Below are 16,381 nucleotides of genomic sequence, written 5' to 3' on the forward strand. Positions count from 1 at the left end.
TAAAGGCAAAAGCGAGGGGCAAAAAGCGAAACGCAAAAAAACGGCGGACTCAGTCCGCCGGTCTTTTCATCACTCAACGTCACGCAACATCACTCAGCGCCTCGCAGCATCACTCGCTTCACGCGCAGCCTCGAACTCCGCGCCCTTCTGCCAGGTCGGCCACTGCCGACTATTGGCCAGTTCCAAACCCATGTCATAAACCAACAAGGTATCGGCAGCCAGACCGCGCGCGTCCCACTGCGGCGTCCACGCATCGCAGGCCTGGTGATAGCACTTGGCGAAATAGGCATCACGCAACGCGCGGCCGGCGGCAACACCACCATCCAGCTTGTCCAGACCGGCACCAACGGTGATCGCAGGCACACCCTTGCGGGCGAACGCGAAGTGATCGGCGCGGTAGAAGAAACCGGCTTCCAGATTCGGATCCGGCGACCAGCGACGACCGCGAGCCTGTGCCACACGCTGCACATCGTCTTCCAGCGAAACCCGGCCATTACCCCAGGTCGCAATATCAGCGGTTTCACCATCCGGACTGAACATCTCGATGTTCAATACCGCAGCGGTGGTCTCCAGCGGTGCCAGCGGGTGCGCGGCGTAATAGCTGGCACCGAGCAGGCCCTTCTCTTCTGCGGTCAATGCAAGGAAGTACAGCGAGCGCTGCGGGCGCGGACCGGCGGCGAATACGCGCCCCAGTTCCAGCACCGAAGCCACGCCGGTAGCATTGTCGATGGCACCGTGGCGCACGGTCTGGCCGCTTGCGTCCGGGTGGCCAATGCCGAAGGCATCCCAGTGTGCGGAGAAGATCACCGATTCCTGCGGATGACTGCTGCCTTCCAGCTTGGCCACCACGTTACGGGTGACCACGCGCTCACGCTTGACCCAGAAGCTGGTGGTGAGACTGGCGTCGCCTAGCTCGACAGGGCGGAAGTCGGCCTTCATCGCCTTGCGCTTCTCGGTTTCGAAATCGAGGCCAGCGGCGCTGAAGATGCGCTCAGCCAGCGCCCGCTGCATCCAGCCGCGAACCGGCGTATGCGCGGCCTGCGCTTCTTCCTGACTGCGTTCGATATCGAACAGCGGCGAGGTACCGGACGCCTTCACCGTCGCCCACGGATACGCAGCCGGCGCGGTCTCGTGCACGATCAGCACGCCCTCGGCACCGCGGCGCGCAGCTTCCTCGAACTTGTAGGTCCAGCGGCCGTAATAGGTCACCGCCTTGCCATCGAACGCACCCGGCGCTTCGGCCTCGAAATCGGCATCGTTGATCAGCACCACGGCGATCTTGCCGCTCAGGTCCAGGCCCTTGTAATCGTCCCAATGCCGTTCCGGCGCAGAGATGCCGTAGCCGATGAAGACCAGCGGCGTGTCCTGCTGGTCGACCACACCGAACGGGCTCAGGCTCTGCAGGGTGATGTCTTCACCGTTGACCAGCGGCTGCGACTTGCCGTTCAAGCTCAGGCTGGCCTGCACCTGACCGTCCACCGTTGCACGGACCAGCGGTACTTCCTGCACCCAACTGCCGTCCTTGCCACCGGGCTGCAGACCGGCCTTGCGGAATTCATCGACCAGATAGTCAACCGTGCGCTGCTCACCGGCTGAGGCCGGCGCGCGGCCTTCGAACTCGTCCGAGGCGAGGATGCGTACATGCCGCGACAGCGCTTCCGGATCAATGCCGCCGCCGGGCAGGTCATTGGCCGCCGAGGCGATACCGCCGACAAACAGGCAGGAAGACAGCAGCAGGATGCGCATCGGATTCACGGCAACTACCAACGACAGAATGAATGGCAGATTCTAACCGGCATTGCCGTTGTGGGCGCGACAGCGCTGTAGTGCCGAGCCATGCTCGGCAGGAGCTTTCCCGGCAAGGCCTCTGCCGAGCATCGCTCGGCACTACAGCCCCTCCCTTTCGCGCCGCGAAGGGGAGGGTTGGGGAGGGGTGAGCTTCACCGCTCCCACATTGAACTGATACATCACTGGGAAGGCCTCTGCCGAGCATGGCTCGGCACTACAGGAACCCGCTCGCTTTCAGCGCTTTTCGCGGTCCAGCCAGCAGGCCAGGCCTTGTGCGTTGAGCTCGATATCCATCGCCAGCACACGCAGCACTTCAGACGCATCCAGCGGGCTGCCCTGCAATCTCAATCGCGCTACATACAGCGCGCCCAGCGCATCCACCAGCAGGCGATGGCGCTGCAGTTCGCCATTGCAGCGCTGCGCGATCGCCACCATCGCATCGATCTGCTCGTGCAGCTCCTTGGCCAACCGCGCAGTGCCTTCGACGCGGCCGTAATGGGTCAGGTACATACCTTCCGGCGATTCGCGCATCAAGCGATTGATCGAGGCATGCATCGCCTCAGGCTCGAACTGCACCGGCGAGGAGGTCGGGATGATGAAAGCACCGCCGGCATGATCCAGCTCGCGATACGACAGGCCAAACGTGTCGCCGGTAAACCAGCTGCGGCTGGCCGCATCCCACACGCAGAAGTGATGGCGTGCATGTCCCGGCGTATCCACGCAGACCAGCTCGCGACCGGCCAAGGAAACACGATGCCCGTCTTCGGCCACCACCACACGTTCGGCCGGGATCGGCACGATCTGCCCATAGCTGCGCGCAATCTCGGCCTCGCCATACACCGCCGTGGCACCGGCAATCAGCCGGGTCGGATCGATCATGTGCTGGGCGCCGCGCGGGTGCACCACCAATTTTGCGTTGGGCAGCTGCTGCATCAGCGCACCGGCGCCGCCGGCGTGATCCAGATGCACGTGGGTGACGATCAACCAGTCGATATCCGCGGGCTGCAAACCGGCTTGGGCAATACAGGCCAGTAGATTCGGTACCGAATGCGTAGTGCCGCAGTCGACGAACGCGCCGTGCCCGTCCTGCACGATCAGATAGGCCGCATCGAAATGATCGCGCTGGAACGCGGTATCGATGGTGTGGATGCCATGGGCAGCAGACATGCGGGAACTCCGGCAGAAACTGGCCTCGATCCTGCCAGCCGTCCCGCCGCCACTCAACCCGGACTTTTGTCGCAGCTGCGTCAGTTCAGTGATGCAGTACGCGTGGGCGCAGCAGCAGGGCAAGCACCATCACTGCCAGGAAGCCACCGTAGGCGTAGAGCACGGCCAGGATCTGCTTCCACAGGCCTTCAGGCACCTCGGTGGCGCCAACGTGGTAGCCCCACAACATGAAGCCGATGCTGGCCACCAGGGCCAGCATCAGCATCGATGCATCAAACACCGTACGCGTGCGATTGCGCGGCTGGCGCGGGAACCACCAGTACAACGCCCCCATCACACCGAACGAGGGGAGAAACAACAACAACGACAACCAGGCCATCGACGTGCTCCTCCACAGGGGTTTATTCCTTTGCCGCAGCCTCGCGCAACTCGCGCAATGCCGCCAGCACCGGCTCCACTTCCACTTCGACCTTGAACAGCTCGCTCTGCAGTGCATCGCCCTGTTCGGCCTGCTTGAGCACGGCGATCAGCTGGCCGGCATCACGCGGCGAGTCAAAGCCTTCGCTCTGGATCAGCAGCGCACCTTCGCCATCGAGCAGCTTGAAGTAGAAGCGGCCGTCCTTTTCGCGGTACTGCTTGAACAGCGGCAGCGCCGCCTTGGCAGCAACGGCCGCCTTGGGCTTGTCGCCGGCGGCGGACAGGTCACGCAGGCCGACGGCGTGGCGCAGTTCCTTCAACAGCGGAATGGCGAACTGCTCGCGCAGCTGCTGCCCGCGCTTGCGCAGGATCGCTTCGATCTTTTCGGGCTCGGCCATCAAGGCGTTGTAGCGCTCGCGCAGCGGCGACAGTTCGGCGTCGATGCGCTCGAACAGCTGCTGCTTGGCATCGCCCCAGCTGATGCCTTCGGCAAACGCCTTGGCGAAACCGGCGGTCTGCTGCGGGCTGGCGAAGGCCTGGTACATCTGGAACAGCGCCGAGCCTTCGGTGTCCTTGGGCTCGCCGGGCATGCGCGAGTCAGTGAGGATGGAGAACACCAGCTTCTTCAGCTCCTCGCGCGGCACGAACAGCGGGATGGTGTTGCTGTAGCTCTTGCTCATCTTGCGGCCGTCCAGGCCAGCCAGAGTGGCCACCTGTTCGTCGATGATCACTTCCGGCAGGGCGAAATACTCCTTGCCGTAAACGTGGTTGAAGCGCTGGGCGAAATCGCGCGCCATCTCGATGTGCTGGATCTGGTCACGACCCACCGGCACCTTGTTGGCGTTGAAGATCAGGATGTCGGCCGCCATCAGTACCGGGTACATGAACAGGCCGGCGCTGACGCCTGCATCGTCGTCAAGCTGCTCCTCGCGGTTCTTGTCCACCGCCGCCTTGTAGGCATGGGCGCGGTTGAGGATGCCCTTGCTGGCGACCACGGTGAGGAACCACATCAGCTCGGTGGTTTCCGGGATGTCACTCTGCCGGTAGAACCACACCTTGTCCGGGTCCAGGCCGCAGGCCAGCCAGCTGGCTGCAATCTCCAGGGTCGAACGCTGGGTGCGCTCGGGCTCCTGCGCCTTGATCAGGCTGTGCAGGTCGGCCAGGAAGAAGAAGCTCTCGATATCCGAGGCCTGGCTGGCGGCGATGGCCGGGCGGATCGCGCCGACGTAGTTGCCGAGATGGGGAGTGCCGGAGGGGGTGATGCCGGTAAGGACGCGGGTAGTCATGAAAACCAAGCTGACGAGCGGATGAACCGGGCCAGTGTAACCGCCCTCGCCTGTCCCCGCCCTCAACCCCGTTGCCCGCGCCCGACCGTTCTAGGTCACGTACCCCGCCAAGGAGCCTGCCATGTACCGTTTTCTAGCCAGTGTGTTGTCGGTTGTCGCGCTATGCGGGTTCAGCCCGGTACGGCCGGCAGATGAAGGTCCTGTGCAGCTGTCGGTGATCGACCGCGACGACGGCCAGGAGCTGGACCTGTACCCGCACCGGGGCCAGCAATGGGTGGCCGGCAGCCCCGGCCACCGCTACAGCGTGCGCATGCAGAACCGCAGCAGCCAGCGCGTGCTGGTGGTGCTGTCGGTGGACGGGGTCAATGCCATCACCGGCCAGACCGCCTCGCCCAGCCAGTCCGGCTATGTGCTGGAGCCGTGGCAGAGCAGCGAAATCACCGGCTGGCGCAAATCCAATGCCGAGGTGGCGCAGTTCGTGTTCACCAGCTCCAGCGACAGCTATGCCAGCCGCACCGGTCGCCCGGCCAATGTCGGGGTGATCGGCATCGCGGTGTTCAACGAGGCGCGCCGGCCGGTGTATGACGTGCGTCCACTGCCAATGCCCCGGCCGACGCCGCGGCCAATGCCGCAGTACGAAGACCGCGCCGAGGCCAGTGCCAATGCCAGCGGGCGCGCCGCCGAAGCCGCTGCGCCCAGTGCGGCGGCCAAGAGTGAGTCGCGGCAGCGGCTTGGCACCGGCCATGGTGAACGTGAATGGTCTAGCTCTTCATTGACCAGTTTCGAGCGCGCCAGCCGTAACCCGGTGCAGGTCAGCGAGGTGCGTTATGACTCGCGGCAGCGCTTGGTGGCGATGGGCATCCTGCCGCGCGGTTACCACCGCGTGGACAACTCGCCGCAGGCGTTCCCGAGTGGCTTCGTGCCGGATCCGCCGGTGCGTGGGCGTTGAGATCGCAGCGTCAGCCCGACACCCATCTTGTGGGAGCGGCATAAGCCGCGAAGCTGACGCCGCTCAACCTCTCATCAACTGTGTCATCTGATGATGCACTTGCTTCGCGGCTCACGCCGCTCCCACAAAGGCAAAAAAGAAACCGATGCCAGAGGACTGGCATCGGTTTCTGATTGAGGCAAATGGACTTGTCTCAATCACCCCGCATCAGTGGTAATCGGGATAGTCCTTGTGCAGCGCCTTCTGGAAGTCGCGCACTTCGGTTTCGGCGCGGTCCTTGGCCCAGCCATAACGTTCCTGCAGGCGACCGGCGAGGTATTCGGCGTTGCCTTCGGCCACCTTCAGATCGTCGTCGGTGATGTCGCCCCACTTGGCCTGTACCTTGCCCTTGAGCTGGGTCCACTTGCCGGAAATGATGTCTTTGTTCATTACGTTGCTCCTTCGGGGGATACGCGGTTGAATCGCGTGGGACCACCTTCGCTGCCGCGCTGTTGGCATTAGGTCCATGATTCGTTGTGTACTGCTGACCTTGGTGAACATCGCTTCAGTTACCAAACCCAAGCATGAAAAAGGCCGGCAATGCCGGCCTTCTTGTTCATCTGGATGACACTGTCGGATCAATGACCCTTGGCAGCACCTTCAACTTTCTCACCGACCTTCTGCACGTCCTTGCCGGCACCGGCAACCGTGTTGCAGCCGGACAGCACCGCGACCGAGAACAGCGACAACATCATCAGGGCGACCAAACGCTTCATGTGTTTCTCCTGTGGTGGTTCCATCGATGCGGCCCACTATGGACCGCGCGTTCATCAGCACTTGCCGTCTTTACAGTCCTGCGCTTTGTCTTCGACCTTTTCCCCCGCCTTCTGCATGTCCTTGCCAGCACCGGCCATGGTATTGCAGCCGCTGAGCATGCCAATCGAGAACGCGCCCACCAGGGCCAACATCAGTATTCGCTTCATCGTTGATCGTCTCCTCACTGATAAGGCGGAAGTCGTGCCGGCGAACCGGCGACAGGCTTTCCGCGTGTGAAGACGAATCTGGCGGCTGCAGCGTGTGCTCCGCGTGAAGTCGCGCAGCACACGTTCAGCGATGTCTTCCAAACGTTAATCGCGCATCAGGGTGGATTTGCCGAACAAGCTTTCCACCAGGTCCACGGCCAGCTCGGCGGTTCGGTTCTGGTGATCCAGCAACGGATTCAGCTCGACGATGTCCAGCGAGCCCATCAACCCGGTGTCGGCGATCATCTCCATCACCAGCTGCGCCTCGCGGTAATTGACGCCACCGGGAACCGTGGTGCCAACGCCCGGAGCAATGCTGGGATCGAGGAAATCCACATCGAAGCTCACGTGCAGATGGGTATTGGCGTCGATGCCATGCAGCGCAGCCTCGACCGTGCGCTTCATGCCGGCCTCGTCGATATGGCGCATGTCATACACGTCCACGCGGTGCTGCTTGATCAACCGCTTTTCTTCCGGGTCGACCGAACGGATGCCGATCTGGTGCACCTGCCACGGCGCGATCGCCGGGGCGCTGCCGCCCAGATGGGTCAGCCCTTCCGGGCCGAGGCCACACAGGCAGGCCACCGGCATGCCGTGGATATTGCCCGACGGAGTGACATCGGAGGTGTTGAAGTCGGAGTGCGCGTCCAGCCACAGCACCCGCAGCTGCTTGCCCTGCTCACGACACCAACGCGCGACGGCGGTGATCGAGCCCACGCCCAGGCAGTGGTCACCACCGAGCATGATCGGCAGGCGTCCTTCATTCAGTTCGGCATAGGTGGCTTCCATCAGCGCGTGGTTCCACGCCACCACTTCGTCCAGATGGCGATAGCCCTGCACCGGGCCGGTCCAGGGATTACGCGGGCCATCCAGGTTGCCGATGTCACGCACCTCCACGCCGCGCTCGACCAGCGCCTCGGGCAGCCCGGCAATGCGCAGCGCCTCCGGGCCAAGCCGCGCACCGCGCGCACCAGCACCCACATCGGTAGGCACGCCAATCAGCGACACCGGACGAAAACCAGTCATACCACCTCCGTTGCAAATGAAATCAGTTTAACGAGCAGCGCCGGAAAGGCCTTGCGGCAGCGCGTCAAACCAAGGCAGGGCGAGCCGTTGAGCGGTTGCGGAGTAGGTTTTGGCAAGCTTACGCCGCGCATATGTCAGCCGTGCACGGCTACCTGCGGGGCGATCATGCCGTCGGGCCCTGCGGGTCCCAATCGGCGGGCGCAACGATCTTCGGCAGCTCAGGGTCGGCAATGTAGTTGGGCGACATGATCTGCACCCCGGCCGCGTTGAACGCATCCTGGATGTTGGCATGCAGCGCGCTGAGGATCTCCGCGCGCAGCGGGAACTCAACGATATGCACGCGCAGTACATAGGCGACATAGAAATCATTGAGCGCGGTCTGCAGCACATAGGCAGCGGGTGTGCTCTGCACATGCGCGGTCTTGCCGGCCGCATCCAGCAGCAGCCGCTGCACCTGCCGCCACGGCGTGTCATAGCCGATGGTGACGCCGGTCTCCAGCCACATGCCGGCAGCCTGGGGATCGCGCGAGTAATTCAACAATTTGCCACTGAGCACGTGCATGTTGGGAAGACTGACTTCCACCCCGGTCAGGGTGCGGATGCGCGTGGTGAACAAGCCGATCTGGATCACCTGCCCCTCGACGTCCGCCACCTTGACCAGGTCACCAACCGACATCGTCCGCGCATACAGCAGGGTGAAACCCGCCGCTGCCTGACCGACGATGCTGGAGCCTCCCAGCGAAATCATCACGCCCAGCAGCACGCTCAAGCCCTTGAAGGCGTCGCTGCCTGAGCCGGGCAGATAGGGATAGGCCATCACCAGCGCAAACAGCCAGATACCTCCCACGGTCAGCTTGCGGCTGGGCTCGGCCAGCTGGCGGTCGATCCCAAACAACTGGAAGCGTCCGTTCTGCACGCCCCGGAACAACAAGCCGACAATCTGGCTGCACAGCCGCGCCAACAGAAAAATGATGACCGCGGTGACCAAACCCGGGATCGCCGCCACGCCTGCCCACAGCCAGGCTTTGGCCTGGGCAGCAACCCAGGCCGTCATCGCCCTGGCCCAGGGCTGGGTGTAATCGAACTGATGGAATACGTAGCGCAGCCATTCCTCTGCCAGCAACAGCACCGCCACCAGCAGCACTGCGCGCGACAGCCAATCGGCCAGCGCGTTTGCCCCATGCAACATCTGCTTGACCGGCGCGCTACGCAGCGTCCCAGCCTTTCGACCGACCCATGCCAGCATCGCCGCGCGCAACCTGCGTGCCGCCCAAGCCAGCAACCAGATCAACAGCCCTGCAAACAGCGTGGCTACAAGACAATGCAAAACGCCGCGGAGCACACGGCCCGGCGCACGCTCAGCCGCGACGACCGCATCGTCGAGCCGGCTGCGCACCTCCTCACGCACCTGGCCCAGCGTTTCGCCCTGTGCGCTGTCCACATCGGCAGGCGTGATCAGGGTGACAACTTCGCCGCCAAGCAGCAGGATCGCGCCATCGGCGGTGTCGTTGAAGGTGACCGTGGGCACGCCGGGCTCATCAACAATCCGCTTGATGTTGAATTCGGTGACCGCAGCACGTTGCGACGGCGAGCGACCCATGAACCCACTGCGGAAGGTCAGGATGTCGCGGTTGTAGAAGCGTACCGTCGCTGGAACCGGCCCCTCAACCTGCGCCTGCTCATTGGCGGCTGCCGCCGTGGCCGGCAGCACCAGCGCAGCCAGCGAGACGAGCGCGACTGCCAGCACGAACCGGCGTACCACCGACCAGACTACGACGCTGCTTCCGAACATCGTTGCGCTTCCCCGCGGGAACGGATGACCGACCGGTGCAGTGTTGCCCCAAGAGCAGCACAAAGGGAAGCCCACGCTACAGGCAAGAGACGGCGGATGACCGCCGCGGTCGGATACTGCCAACAAGTGCTCGCCAAACCCCCATAGCGCAGCCCAGCTTGATATTCGTCAGTACCCCCGACCAGGCCTGCTCGGATACTCGCGCAATGAACAACCCCGCCTCCACCCTGACCGTCTTCAACGCGCCACACCGGCTGCTGTTCTTCATTGGTGTCTGCAACCTCGGCCTGGCAATGGGCTGGTGGGCGCTGTGGCTGGCCGGGTTGCAGCTGGGCAATCCCCTGCCCGCACCCGGCTTGCCGCCGGCCTGGCTGCACGGGCTGTGGATGCAATACCTGGTATTGCCCAGTTTCATCTTCGGCTTTTTGTTGACCGTGTTCCCACGCTGGATGGGATTGCCGGCACTGCCGCGTTGGCGGTACGCAAGCGTTGGCTGCAGCCTGTTCGGAGCACAGATCGCGCTGCTGACCGCCAGCAGTGGTTGGCAACCCGGGCTGCGGCTGGCGCTGTTGCTGGCGCTGTTGCTGGCACTGCTGGGCTGGGCATTCGGCCTTGTCGTCCTCGGCCGCCTGCTGTTGCAGGAGAAGGGACGCACCTGGCATGCATGGTCCTGCTGGGCTGCATTGCTATTGGGCTGGATCGGCCTGCTGGCCTTCACCGCTGCGGCGGCGGGCGCCGATATCCGCTGGCAGGCACTGAGCGTGTCGGTTGGCACCTTCGGGCTGTTGCTGCCGGTATACGCCAGCGTCGCCCATCGCATGTTTCCGTTCTTCGCCGGCAATGTGGTGCCTGGTTATCAGCCGTGGCGGCCACCGCAATGGCTGGCCATCCTGTGGGGGCTATGCCTGCTGCATCTGGCCGGTGAAAGCCTGCAGCTGGCACTGGCAACGCTGCTTGCCGATGCCGGCTTGCTGCTGTTGTCGCTGTACTCGCTGTGGCGCTGGTGGCCGCGCGGTCCAAAGCCTGCCTTGCTGGCGGTGTTGTTCTACGGGCTGGCGTGGTGGCCGCTGGCGATGCTGCTGTATCTGCTGCAGGACATCGCCGCGCTCGGCGGCCACACAGGTTGGCTGGAACGCGCGCCGCTGCATGCCTTGGCGATTGGCCTGTTCGGCAGCCTGCTGGTGGCGATGGTCACCCGCGTGACCCAGGGCCATTCCGGGCGTGCGCTGGTGATGCCGGTGGTCGCCTGGATCGCCCTGCTCGGCCTGCAACTGGTCGCAGTGCTGCGCATCCTCGCACCGCTGCTGGACGATCCTTGGCGTTGGCATGCCGTAGCCGCCGCAGGCTGGCTGCTGGTGCTTGCACCGTGGTTGCTGCGGTTGGGGTGGATCTACTGGCGCCCGCGTGCGGATGGCAAACCGGACTAAGCAAACTGCATCCAACAAGCCGCGCAGATCGAGCGGCCCGGCGCTCAGACCTGTACGCGGCCGTTGGCCAGATGCACCACCTGTTGGCCGAACATGTCCACATCTTCCGGGTCATGGCTGATCAGCAGCAGCGGGATGCCGGTCTGGTCCAGCACCGTTTCCAGCTCCTGGCGCAGATGCGCACGCAGGGCGTGATCGAGTGCTGCGAATGGCTCATCCAGCAGCAACGCCTGCGGCTTGGTCACCAGTGCCCGTGCCAAGGCCGTGCGCTGACGTTGGCCGCCGGAGATCTGCGCCGGCAACAGGTCACCGATGTGATCGATGCGGAATGCCTGCAGCCACTGTTCCACCGCATCGATGCGGCGAGCGCGCGACGGATTCAACAGACCTTGCTGCAGGCCGAAACCGACGTTCTGCCGCACCGTCAGGTGCGGGAACAAGGCGTAGTCCTGGAACACATAGCCGATACGTCGCCGCTGCGGTGACAGGTTGATGTCTGCCACCGCATCAAACAGCGCTTGCCCGTGCATGCGGATCACCCCGGTATCCGGTCGCAGCAGCCCGGCAACCGCCTTCAAGGTCAAACTCTTGCCGGCGCCGGACGGGCCGAACAACACAACATTGGGCTGGGTGCAGCGCAGCGCTGCCTGCAGTTGGAACTGCTGACCTGCCGCCTGCAGCTGGCGACGGATATCCAGTTCAAGCCACATTGCGCGCCCCCTCCTGTCGCCGTCCCACCAGCCGCGCGGCGAGCAGCAACACGCTGATGCAGACCAACGAGGACAGCAGCACCAAGGCATTGGCGCGGCCGTCGTTACCGGCCTGTACCGCTTCGTAGATGGCGATGGACAAGGTCTGGGTGCGCCCGGGAATACTGCCGGCGACCATGATGGTGGCGCCGAACTCACCCATTGCGCGGGCGAACGCCAGCAGCAGGCCAGCGAGAATGCCGCGCCATGCCAGCGGCAGGGTCACCCGGAAGAACAGCGCCAGTTCGGACACACCCAAGGTACGTGCAGCTTGTTCCAGCTGCCCGTCCACATCCTCGAACGCGGCACGCGCAGGCTTGAACACAAGCGGAAACGACGCCACCGCCGCAGCGATCACCGCTGCCTGCCAGGTAAACACAAGATTGATGCCGAAGCTGCTCTCCAGCCATGCGCCGAGCGGGCCCTTGCTGCCGATCAGCACCAGCAGGTAATAGCCAAGCACGGTTGGCGGCAACACCATCGGCAGGGTAAATATCGTGTCCAGCAACTCACGGCCTGGGAAGCGCCGCCGCGCCAACAAGGCACCAAATCCGACACCGAGCACGAGGTTGATCGCGGTCGCCCAGCCGGCCACCTTCAGTGACAACCACAGCGCGCTCCAGTCCAGATCCACCATCAAGGGCTGCCAAATCCGTGCCTGTGCAGAATCGCCTGGCCCTGCGCCGAACGCACGAAGGCGATGAAGCGTTTTGCTTCGGCGGCGTTACGGCTGGTCTTCACCATTGCCAGCGGATACGCAATACCACCGGCAACCGGCACCTGGAAGGCGCGCTGCACACGCTCGCTCATCGCTTGTGCGTCGGTGGCGTAGACGAAGCCTGCATCCACTTCACCACGTGCCACATAGTCCAGTGACTGGCGCACGTTCTGGGTGCTGATCATCTTGGCCTGCACTGCCGGCCACACACCGGCTTGCTGCAGCGCACCGCGTGCATAGCGCCCAACCGGCACGCTGTCGGGATTGCCGATGGCAACGCGCTTCACATCGGCTTTGGCCAGCGCCGCCAACGTGGTCGGCTTGTTGCTGGCCTGCGGCGGCACCACCACCCACAGGCTGTTCTGTGCGAATACGTGCTGTGTCGTTGGATCAATAAGACCTTCGGTATTGGCCTGCGTCATCGTGGCCTGGTCGGCCGAGGCCAGCACGTCGACCGGCGCGCCGCGTGCGATCTGCTGCAGCAAGGTGCCGGAGGCGGCGAAGTTCAAATCAACCTTCGTTCCCGGGTTCGCCTTCTCATACGCAGCGGAAATCTCGCGAAAGCTTTCAGTCAGGCTGGAAGCCGCGGAGACCGTCAGATCAGCCGCGCTTGCCGGCAGCGTGACGGCCAGCAACAACAACGCCCACAGCTTGTTCATGCATGCATCCTCGGTTGGGCATCATTCGCTTGCGTCATCGGTGGCCGCCATCAACGCCAGACGTTCCGGTTGCAGCAGGATGATCTCGCGCTGCTTCACCGCGATGACTTCTTCGTCGCTCAAACGCCGCAACACCCGGCTGGCCGTTTCCGGCGCCATGCGCAGGTAGTTGGCGATCTCGGTGCGGGTCATGGTCAGGTTGAAGCGGTGTGCTGAGAAGCCACGCCGCGCGTAGCGGCTGGAGATATCCAGCAGGAACGCGGCCATGCGCTCCTCGGTACGGTAATTGGCGGCCAGCAGCGCCGCCTTGCCGATCTCGGCACTGAGCAGGCTGAACAGCTTGGCCTGCAGGCCGGGCATGCGGCTGGCCAGCATGCTGATGCGCGGAAACGAGATACGGCACAGATGCACGGTATCCAACGCCACCGCATTGCAGGGATAACGCGATCCGTGGATGGCGTTCAGGCCGATCACTTCGCCAGGCAAGGCGAAGCCCAGCACCTGTTCGTTGCCGAGGCTGTCATCGACGAAGGTCTTGACCATGCCGGCGCGCACCGCAGCGATCGAGTCGAAGGGCTCGCCTGCGCGGAAGATGTAATCGCCCGCATGGTAAGGGCCGACGTGATCGACCATCACATGCAGTTCGTTCAGCGCGGTTTTGTCATAGCCCTGCGAGCTGCAGGCATCGGAGAACGCACAGGTCGTGCAGAAATGCAGCGCGTCGCCGTCGCCGGCAGCGGCTGGATTCGGCGTGGCGGAACCCTGCGGGCCGCGCGGTGGTGGGTTTGTTGGCGTCATTCCGTTTTCAAGCAACAGCGGCCAAGGGGCGGAAGCACGCTGCGATCATACGCCACAGCAGCTCACCTTCGTTCTGGATCAACAACATGTCGCCGTCACGGCGCAGCCAACCGCGTTCGATGAACATGCCGACGCGGCTCCACGCGTGCTCGAAACAGGCATCGAATGGCTGTGCGTTGCGCCATTCGAAGGCGCGCATGTCCAAAGCGTGGTCGCAGGCCAGGCTCTGCACCACCTCATCGGTCATGCGTTCATGCTCGGAAAGAATAAGCCCAGAGGATATTCCCGGCTGGCCAACCACCAGGCAGGCGCGCCAATGGCTCGGCTCCGGCTCGATGCGGCAGATGACATCGCCGATCTGGCTGCAGGCGCCCACACCAATGCCGAGCAGGTCATGGCGCTCGCGGCGCGGCACCCCGAGCAGGTCGCAATGACGCTGGCCGTCACCGTTGCGCAGCGGCATGGGCAGGTCCGGCCGCTGGTAGTGGTCGCCGCCCAGCGGCAGGTAACCGGCTGAACGCAGCAGCCGCCATGCCTGTAGCCAGTCTGTCGGCAATGGGTACTCGGGCAGCAGGGCTGGCGACGGCAGGACGATACGCTCGGGTGCAAGCTCCACTACCCGCTGCAGCCGCTGCAGGAACGACACATCGGCGTAGCACGGCACGCGCAGCTGGTAGTAACACGCGGTAAACCCGGCCTGCTGGGCCTGTGCCAGCATTGCCGGGCCGTCGACGCCAGCATGGTCGATCACTGTCATCCGGGTACAGCCGACCTCGCGCAATGACGCCGGCGCAACATCGCTGGCCGCATCCAGACGCACCTCGACCTGCGGCCGGGCAATGGTGCACAGCTGCTCCGGCACCGCATCCAGCAAGCGTCCCAACAGGGCAGGCGGCAGATGCTCGACGATGCCGGGCTGCAACACCATGGCCGCCACTTCGCGGTCGCTGGCCAGCATGTCGGCGTGCAGGCGCAGGCAGACCAGCAGCGCGTCCAGCACGTTATCGGCGCGTTCCAGCTCATGTGGGGGTGCGCAGAAACCCAGCGTCAACGCACGTGGAATCAGATGCTCGTTGCTGGCCTGCATGGCTGCGCGCCAGCCGGCTTCGGCGAAGCCCGGGCTCAGCTCCGCCGGCGCCGGGAACAGCACGTGCGCGGGTTGCTGCAGCAGTGCAACATGCAATGTGGCGTCATCCATCCCGGCGGTCTCTACTGACATGCAAGCATCCTCGCGTAGCGACCGCCGGTTTTCACTGATCTGGATCAAGCGCGGCGCTGTTTCTCCGCCGCGCCTGCATCAATGGCTTCGGGCAGATCGGTCTCACGATCGAGCTGCGGGAAGTTGCGACGCTCCATCCGACGGATGGCGAAGTGCATCCAGGCCAGGGAGATGCTGACCAGCACGAACAGCAGCATGAAGCAGCTGCTCCAGATGCCCAGCGCATCATTCAGCGCGCCAAACACGATGGGCAGGATGAAGCCGCCGAGGCCGCCGATCATGCCGACCACACCACCAACCGAGCCCACATGCTGCGGGTAATAGACCGGGATGTGCTTGTAGACCGCAGCCTTGCCCAGCGACATGAAGAAGCCGAGTACGAATACCAGCACGGTGAACAGGGTCACGCTGATGGCCAGGTGGAAGCTGATCTCGCCGTGTATGCCCTGCACGATGTAGCGGGTATCCGGATAGGCCAGGATGAAGGTACAGATCACCGATACGCCCAGCGTCCAGTACATCACCCGGCGCGCACCGATGCGGTCGGATAGCCAGCCGCCCACCACCCGGAACAGGCTGGCCGGGATCGAGTAACACGCAGCCAGCACGCCGGCCGTGCCCACATCCATGCCGTAGTTACCGACCAGATAGTGCGGCAGCCACAGTGCCAGCGCGACGAAGCCGCCGAACACGAAGAAGTAGTACAGCGAGAAGCGCCACACCTGCAGGTTCTTCAGCGGCGCCATCTGCTCGGCGAAGGACATCGGCTTGACGCCACTGCGACGGCGGTCTTCCAGCGAGGGATCTTCCTTGCTGAACAGATAGAACAGGATGGCGGTGACCGCCAGGCCGACGGCCCACAGCTTGGCCACCATCATCCAGCCCGAGGCCACCATCACCAGCGGCGCCAGCAGCTTGGTGACCGCAGAGCCGATGTTGCCGGCACCGAAGATGCCCAATGCAGTGCCCTGCTTCTCCGGCGGGAACCACTTGGACACATAGGTGACGCCGACCGAGAAGTTGCCGCCGGCGATGCCGACGAACAGCGCCGCCAGCAGGAACTGCGGATAGGTCTGCGCGTAAGTCAGCAGCCAGGTCGCGACAGCGCCGCACAGCATCACCAGGGTCATCACCTTGCGGCCGCCGAACTGATCGGACCAGATGCCGAGGAAGACCCGGATCACCGAGCCGGTCAGTACCGGGGTGGCAATCAGCAGACCGAACTGGGTGTCGTTCAGGCCCAGCTGCTCGCTGATCTGGATGCCGATGATGGCGAAGATCATCCACACCGCGAAACACACGGTGAAGGCGAAGGTACTCAGCCATAGCGCACGTTGTTGTTCGCCACTGCTGATGTTCTGTAGATTCTGGCTCATTGGTGCTCC

At 63.9% G+C, this 16,381-nt stretch carries 17 protein-coding genes; 2 read left to right on the top strand and 15 right to left on the bottom strand.

What is annotated here, in order from left to right; translation table 11 throughout:
- Nucleotides 1-93: 93 nt before the first annotated feature.
- From ACVOLZ_RS03510 to ACVOLZ_RS03525, 4 genes are all read right to left on the bottom strand, one after another.
- The gene (locus tag ACVOLZ_RS03510) at nucleotides 94-1,746 is read right to left on the bottom strand and encodes a M28 family metallopeptidase (protein WP_481515144.1); all 1,653 of its coding nucleotides are present in this window, start codon (nucleotides 1,744-1,746) and stop codon (nucleotides 94-96) included.
- Nucleotides 1,747-2,022: 276 nt separating this feature from the next.
- Entirely contained in the window at nucleotides 2,023-2,955 is a 933-nt protein-coding gene (locus ACVOLZ_RS03515) for an MBL fold metallo-hydrolase (RefSeq protein WP_481515052.1), read from the bottom strand.
- Nucleotides 2,956-3,040: 85 nt separating this feature from the next.
- Nucleotides 3,041-3,334, bottom strand: coding sequence for a hypothetical protein (locus tag ACVOLZ_RS03520; protein WP_481515053.1), 294 nt, complete (start codon nucleotides 3,332-3,334; stop codon nucleotides 3,041-3,043).
- Between the two features lie 22 nt (nucleotides 3,335-3,356).
- Entirely contained in the window at nucleotides 3,357-4,658 is a 1,302-nt protein-coding gene (locus tag ACVOLZ_RS03525; protein ID WP_481515054.1) for a tryptophan--tRNA ligase, read from the bottom strand.
- Between the two features lie 121 nt (nucleotides 4,659-4,779).
- Between ACVOLZ_RS03525 and ACVOLZ_RS03530 the strand changes: the two genes are divergently transcribed.
- Nucleotides 4,780-5,607 carry a hypothetical protein gene (locus ACVOLZ_RS03530; protein ID WP_481515055.1) on the top strand — a complete coding sequence of 276 codons (828 nt, stop codon included), beginning with the start codon at nucleotides 4,780-4,782 and terminating at the stop codon, nucleotides 5,605-5,607.
- Between the two features lie 207 nt (nucleotides 5,608-5,814).
- Here the strand turns inward: ACVOLZ_RS03530 and ACVOLZ_RS03535 are convergent, their stop codons facing one another.
- From ACVOLZ_RS03535 to ACVOLZ_RS03555, 5 genes are all read right to left on the bottom strand, one after another.
- Nucleotides 5,815-6,036, bottom strand: coding sequence for a CsbD family protein (locus ACVOLZ_RS03535; RefSeq protein ID WP_481515056.1), 222 nt, complete (start codon nucleotides 6,034-6,036; stop codon nucleotides 5,815-5,817).
- Between the two features lie 188 nt (nucleotides 6,037-6,224).
- On the bottom strand, nucleotides 6,225-6,362 hold the full coding sequence (locus ACVOLZ_RS03540) for an entericidin A/B family lipoprotein (RefSeq protein WP_481515057.1): 138 nt from the start codon (nucleotides 6,360-6,362) through the stop codon (nucleotides 6,225-6,227).
- A 54-nt stretch (nucleotides 6,363-6,416) separates the two neighbouring features.
- Complete coding sequence (locus ACVOLZ_RS03545) at nucleotides 6,417-6,569, bottom strand: entericidin A/B family lipoprotein (protein WP_481515058.1); 153 nt, start codon at nucleotides 6,567-6,569, stop codon at nucleotides 6,417-6,419.
- Between the two features lie 144 nt (nucleotides 6,570-6,713).
- On the bottom strand, nucleotides 6,714-7,634 hold the full coding sequence (rocF, locus tag ACVOLZ_RS03550; RefSeq protein ID WP_481515059.1) for an arginase: 921 nt from the start codon (nucleotides 7,632-7,634) through the stop codon (nucleotides 6,714-6,716).
- 163 nt (nucleotides 7,635-7,797) lie between these two features.
- A complete protein-coding gene (locus ACVOLZ_RS03555; RefSeq protein WP_481515060.1) occupies nucleotides 7,798-9,426 on the bottom strand; it encodes a mechanosensitive ion channel family protein in 1,629 nt (542 codons plus the stop codon).
- A gap of 206 nt (nucleotides 9,427-9,632) precedes the next feature.
- On the opposite strand from ACVOLZ_RS03555, the gene ACVOLZ_RS03560 reads away from it, so the two are divergent.
- Nucleotides 9,633-10,853 carry an NnrS family protein gene (locus ACVOLZ_RS03560; protein ID WP_481515061.1) on the top strand — a complete coding sequence of 407 codons (1,221 nt, stop codon included), beginning with the start codon at nucleotides 9,633-9,635 and terminating at the stop codon, nucleotides 10,851-10,853.
- A 44-nt stretch (nucleotides 10,854-10,897) separates the two neighbouring features.
- Here ACVOLZ_RS03560 and ACVOLZ_RS03565 read toward each other — a convergent pair whose 3' ends face one another.
- Genes ACVOLZ_RS03565 through ACVOLZ_RS03590 form a run of 6 tightly spaced genes read right to left on the bottom strand, consistent with a single transcriptional unit; the run spans nucleotide 10,898 to nucleotide 16,372 of the window.
- Nucleotides 10,898-11,563, bottom strand: coding sequence for a sulfate/molybdate ABC transporter ATP-binding protein (locus ACVOLZ_RS03565; protein WP_481515062.1), 666 nt, complete (start codon nucleotides 11,561-11,563; stop codon nucleotides 10,898-10,900).
- Nucleotides 11,553-12,236, bottom strand: a complete 684-nt coding sequence (modB, locus tag ACVOLZ_RS03570) for a molybdate ABC transporter permease subunit (RefSeq protein ID WP_197606690.1) — start codon at nucleotides 12,234-12,236, stop codon at nucleotides 11,553-11,555. Before modB ends, ACVOLZ_RS03565 begins: the two co-directional genes overlap by 11 nt.
- A gap of 2 nt (nucleotides 12,237-12,238) precedes the next feature.
- Nucleotides 12,239-12,979: a molybdate ABC transporter substrate-binding protein gene (modA, locus tag ACVOLZ_RS03575; protein WP_481515063.1), complete on the bottom strand. Its 741-nt coding sequence runs from the start codon at nucleotides 12,977-12,979 to the stop codon at nucleotides 12,239-12,241.
- Nucleotides 12,980-13,000: 21 nt separating this feature from the next.
- Complete coding sequence (locus ACVOLZ_RS03580) at nucleotides 13,001-13,777, bottom strand: helix-turn-helix domain-containing protein (protein WP_481510320.1); 777 nt, start codon at nucleotides 13,775-13,777, stop codon at nucleotides 13,001-13,003.
- A gap of 7 nt (nucleotides 13,778-13,784) precedes the next feature.
- Nucleotides 13,785-14,996, bottom strand: coding sequence for an oxygen-independent coproporphyrinogen III oxidase (locus ACVOLZ_RS03585; protein ID WP_481515064.1), 1,212 nt, complete (start codon nucleotides 14,994-14,996; stop codon nucleotides 13,785-13,787).
- Nucleotides 14,997-15,040: 44 nt separating this feature from the next.
- Nucleotides 15,041-16,372 carry an MFS transporter gene (locus ACVOLZ_RS03590; RefSeq protein WP_481515065.1) on the bottom strand — a complete coding sequence of 444 codons (1,332 nt, stop codon included), beginning with the start codon at nucleotides 16,370-16,372 and terminating at the stop codon, nucleotides 15,041-15,043.
- Between the last annotated feature and the right edge of the window lie 9 nt (nucleotides 16,373-16,381).

This window comes from Stenotrophomonas sp. STEN020, assembly GCF_056760195.1.

Coding starts and splice junctions, on each gene's coding strand:
- ACVOLZ_RS03510 (WP_481515144.1), bottom strand. CDS start 1,746: ATGCGCATCCTGCTGCTGTCTTCCTGCCTGTTTGTCGGCGGTATCGCC.
- ACVOLZ_RS03515 (WP_481515052.1), bottom strand. CDS start 2,955: ATGTCTGCTGCCCATGGCATCCACACCATCGATACCGCGTTCCAGCGC.
- ACVOLZ_RS03520 (WP_481515053.1), bottom strand. CDS start 3,334: ATGGCCTGGTTGTCGTTGTTGTTGTTTCTCCCCTCGTTCGGTGTGATG.
- ACVOLZ_RS03525 (WP_481515054.1), bottom strand. CDS start 4,658: ATGACTACCCGCGTCCTTACCGGCATCACCCCCTCCGGCACTCCCCAT.
- ACVOLZ_RS03530 (WP_481515055.1), top strand. CDS start 4,780: ATGTACCGTTTTCTAGCCAGTGTGTTGTCGGTTGTCGCGCTATGCGGG.
- ACVOLZ_RS03535 (WP_481515056.1), bottom strand. CDS start 6,036: ATGAACAAAGACATCATTTCCGGCAAGTGGACCCAGCTCAAGGGCAAG.
- ACVOLZ_RS03540 (WP_481515057.1), bottom strand. CDS start 6,362: ATGAAGCGTTTGGTCGCCCTGATGATGTTGTCGCTGTTCTCGGTCGCG.
- ACVOLZ_RS03545 (WP_481515058.1), bottom strand. CDS start 6,569: ATGAAGCGAATACTGATGTTGGCCCTGGTGGGCGCGTTCTCGATTGGC.
- rocF (WP_481515059.1), bottom strand. CDS start 7,634: ATGACTGGTTTTCGTCCGGTGTCGCTGATTGGCGTGCCTACCGATGTG.
- ACVOLZ_RS03555 (WP_481515060.1), bottom strand. CDS start 9,426: ATGTTCGGAAGCAGCGTCGTAGTCTGGTCGGTGGTACGCCGGTTCGTG.
- ACVOLZ_RS03560 (WP_481515061.1), top strand. CDS start 9,633: ATGAACAACCCCGCCTCCACCCTGACCGTCTTCAACGCGCCACACCGG.
- ACVOLZ_RS03565 (WP_481515062.1), bottom strand. CDS start 11,563: ATGTGGCTTGAACTGGATATCCGTCGCCAGCTGCAGGCGGCAGGTCAG.
- modA (WP_481515063.1), bottom strand. CDS start 12,979: ATGAACAAGCTGTGGGCGTTGTTGTTGCTGGCCGTCACGCTGCCGGCA.
- ACVOLZ_RS03580 (WP_481510320.1), bottom strand. CDS start 13,777: ATGACGCCAACAAACCCACCACCGCGCGGCCCGCAGGGTTCCGCCACG.
- ACVOLZ_RS03585 (WP_481515064.1), bottom strand. CDS start 14,996: ATGTCAGTAGAGACCGCCGGGATGGATGACGCCACATTGCATGTTGCA.
- ACVOLZ_RS03590 (WP_481515065.1), bottom strand. CDS start 16,372: ATGAGCCAGAATCTACAGAACATCAGCAGTGGCGAACAACAACGTGCG.